At 67.6% G+C, this 2,784-nt stretch carries 4 protein-coding genes; 3 read left to right on the forward strand and 1 reads right to left on the reverse strand.

Annotation, left to right across the window (positions count from 1 at the left end; all coding sequences use genetic code 11):
* From QZ753_RS06890 to QZ753_RS06900, 3 genes are all read left to right on the forward strand, one after another.
* A partial coding sequence (locus QZ753_RS06890) for an ATP-binding protein (protein WP_294642198.1) occupies positions 1-378 on the forward strand: 378 nt, incomplete at its 5' end.
* The gene (locus tag QZ753_RS06895) at positions 375-905 is read left to right on the forward strand and encodes a response regulator transcription factor (RefSeq protein WP_294642200.1); all 531 of its coding nucleotides are present in this window, start codon (positions 375-377) and stop codon (positions 903-905) included. The genes QZ753_RS06890 and QZ753_RS06895, both read left to right, overlap by 4 nt.
* A 68-nt stretch (positions 906-973) precedes the next feature.
* Entirely contained in the window at positions 974-1,675 is a 702-nt protein-coding gene (locus QZ753_RS06900; protein WP_294642201.1) for an HAD-IA family hydrolase, read from the forward strand.
* Between the two features lie 48 nt (positions 1,676-1,723).
* On the opposite strand, the gene QZ753_RS06905 is transcribed toward QZ753_RS06900, so the two are convergent.
* Entirely contained in the window at positions 1,724-2,776 is a 1,053-nt protein-coding gene (locus tag QZ753_RS06905) for a hypothetical protein (RefSeq protein ID WP_294642203.1), read from the reverse strand.
* Positions 2,777-2,784 lie beyond the last annotated feature (8 nt).

The raw sequence follows: 2,784 nt of genomic DNA on the forward strand, positions 1-2,784 counted from the left end.
TACGAGAACAGCTTCGATCGCAACATGCCGATCGTCTCGGAATCGACGCTGCGGCAGGTCGTCTTCAACGTCCTCGACAACGCCTACGAGGTCTCGCCGGACCGCATCCTGTTCCACGCCGCCCGCGTCGGCGATCAGCTACGCCTCCGGGTCGAGGATCGCGGCCCCGGCTTCGACCCGGCGATCCTCGCGTCGCTCGGCAAGCCCTACCAGTCCACCAAGGGGCGGCTCGGGGGCGGGCTCGGTCTCTTCCTCGTCTTCAACGTTCTTCGCAAGCTCGGCGGTAACGTCCATGCCGAGAACCTTGCGCACGGCGGGGCGCTGGTCGAACTGACGCTGCCGCTCGATGCCCTGTCGATCGAGGAGGACGCGACATGAGCGAACGCCTGCTGGTGGTGGTCGACGACGACGAGGCCTTCGCCAAGACGCTGAAGCGATCGTTTGAGCGGCGCGAGTACGAGGTGGTCGTGGCGCCCGACGCCGAGGCGCTCCGCGTGTTGCTGCTGGAGCGTACGCCGGGTTTTGCGGTCGTCGACCTGAAGCTCGCCGGAAGCTCCGGTCTCGCCTGCGTCGAGATGCTGCACGAGCACGACCCTGATATTCTGATCGTCGTCCTGACGGGCTTTGCCAGCATCGCGACGGCGGTTGAGGCGATCAAGCTCGGCGCCTGCCACTACCTCGCGAAGCCCGCCAACACCGACGACATCGAGGCCGCCTTCGGGCGCGGCGCGGGCGATGCGAACGTGCCGCTGACCAACCGTCCGACGTCGATCAAGACGCTGGAATGGGAGCGCATCCACGAGGTGCTCGTGGAAACCGACTTCAACATTTCCGAGGCCGCGCGGCGCCTCGGCATGCATCGCCGCACGCTGGCGCGAAAGCTCGAGAAGCGCCCGATCAAGTGACGGCGCGGCCCGGCCGCGCTATGGATCCGGGTGCCGAACGCGGCGCGACGCAACCGGGATGGACGACGATGACCGAGACGACCGCCTCGACCTCGATACCGATCGAGGCGCTTCTCTTCGACCTCGACGGCACGCTGGCGCATACCGATCCCCTGCATCTCGTCGCCATGCGCGCGCTTCTGGAGGACGAGGGACTGGCGATCGACGAGGCGACCTTCGTCACCCGCGTATCCGGCCAGCCGAACGATGCGGTCGGCCGCTATCTCTTCCCCGATCGCTCGGCCGAAGAGCATCGCGACTTCATCGACCGCAAGGAAGCGCGATTTCGCGACATGGCGGGCGATCTGGCGCCGCTGGCGGGCGTCGTCGCCTTCATCGACCGGGCGCGCGCCGACGGCCTGCGCATCGCGCTCGTCACCAACGCGCCCCGCAAGAACGTCGCCTTCATGCTGGAGACGCTGGGGATCGCCGACCGGTTCGAGATCAGGATCTACGGCGACGAACTGGAACGCGGCAAGCCGGACCCCCTGCCCTACCGGCTCGCGCTGGAGGCGTTCGGACTGACGCCGCATCAGGCGATCGCCTTCGAGGATTCGCTGCCGGGGCTTGCCGCGGCGAAAGGAGCCGGCCTCGTCTGCGTCGGGATTGCGACCAGCCGTTCGGTCGAGGAACTCACCGCCGCCGGGGCGGACTTCGCGGTCGAGGACTTCACCGACGCATCGGTCGTCGCCCTCCATGACCGGCAGAACTGGAACCGCACTACGGCCTGAAACAGGACGCGCGCCGCCGGGGCGATCGGCGGCGCGCGAAGGCGAACGTCAGGCGGCGCGAAGCGTCGCGGCCGGCTTGAGGTTCGCCTCGGTGACGGTGCGGTCGTCCTCCAGCGAGCGGGCCGCCTGAAGGCCGCCCTTCTGGAGTTCGCCGTGATAGGCGCGCACGGCCTCGTCCGGCGTCAGCGCGCCGTCGGCGACCTGACGCATCATCGAGACCATCGCCAGCGGATCCTCGGCCAGGTTGATCTTGCGGCCGAAGAGGGCGACGCGGGCGCCGTACTTCTCGGCCTGCGCGACCAGTTCGAACGTGTCGCGCGCGGTGCCAGCACCACCGCCGAGCACGCCGACGACCAGCGTTGAATCAAAGCTCGCGAGCTCTTCGAGCGCCTTCGGACCGTTGTAGACGATCTTCAGGAACTCCGGCCGGTCGGCCTTCGAGACGCCCGCCAGAGACCGCAAGATGCAGTCGTTCATGTACTCGCCGAGCGCGTCGCGATCGAGATCGAGCGGCACGTTCGGATTGAACACCTCGTAGAAGTACTTGAACTCGTTGGCCGCCGCCTCGCGGCGGAACTCGGCGAACGCCTCCAACGACTCGATGTCGGCGGCGAGATCGTTGTTGAAGGTCACGGAATACAGACCGAGATCGGTGCCCTTCACCGGCGCGCCCGGCTGCGGGAAGGCCGACCCGTAGCGCACGCGCGACAGCTCCGCCGTGCGGAACGGCAGCGACGGGGCCTGTGTATAGCGCTGGTGCCGCATGCCGCCCCAGCAGTCGGTCGTCTCGTTCGCGCGGATCGCCGGCTTCACCGCGCTGCCCTCGAAGGCACCGCGCTCATGCAGTTCGTCGAGGTTCGACACCGACACCAGCATGATGTCGACGACGTCCTGACGGACGATCGCCTCGATCGCGTCGAGGAATTCCTGGCGCGTGCGGCGGCGCCCTTGTGTTCCGTCCGGATTGCGCAGGAAGCCGGTACCGCCGACACCCGATCCCATGTCGCTGTCCTTGGCGTCGGCGATGATGAAATCCGACCGGCTGTATCGTCCGGCGCGAATGTTCTGAAGCTTCTGGTCCAACCGGAGCACGGCGGTCATCCTCGGAT

Source organism: uncultured Aureimonas sp., from assembly GCF_913775355.1.
Lineage (GTDB): Bacteria > Pseudomonadota > Alphaproteobacteria > Rhizobiales > Rhizobiaceae > Aureimonas.